The sequence below is a fragment of the Streptomyces sp. MMG1533 genome (assembly GCF_001279775.1).
In the GTDB taxonomy this organism is placed as follows: Bacteria; Actinomycetota; Actinomycetes; order Streptomycetales; family Streptomycetaceae; genus Streptomyces.
Genome location: NZ_LGDG01000135.1, coordinates 1 through 397, shown reverse-complemented (window position 1 = coordinate 397; position 397 = coordinate 1). Strand labels below are relative to the sequence as shown.

Sequence of the window (397 nt, the reverse complement as noted above, 5' to 3'; positions counted from 1 at the left end):
CTCCTTGGCGCGGGCCTTCTCCTCGTCGCGACGGCCGCCGCCGAACACCGCGTCGAACCGCTCGCTCTGGATCTTCTCCGTGAGCGGCAGCGTCTGCAGCGGATTGCGGGTCCCGTCCGGGCGCTCCTTGAGGACACCCCGGTCGATGTACTCCTGCACGGACGCGACATGCAGCCGCAGGCCGTGCTGCTCGACCGTGCGGTCCCGGTACTCGAGGACCTCGGGGAAGTTGTGCCCGGTGTCCACGTGCAGCAGCGAGAAGGGAACCGCCGCGGGGGCGAACGCCTTCAGCGCCAGGTGCAGCATGACGATGGAGTCCTTGCCGCCGGAGAAGAGAATCACCGGCCGCTCGAACTCGCCCGCCACCTCACGGAAGATGTGCACCGCCTCGGACTCC

1 protein-coding gene is annotated in these 397 nt (G+C 69.0%); it reads right to left on the bottom strand.

Translation table 11 applies throughout. The features are described from left to right. The coding region (locus ADK57_RS16010; RefSeq protein WP_159050071.1) for a phosphoadenosine phosphosulfate reductase family protein at positions 1-397 on the bottom strand (397 nt) is incomplete at both ends.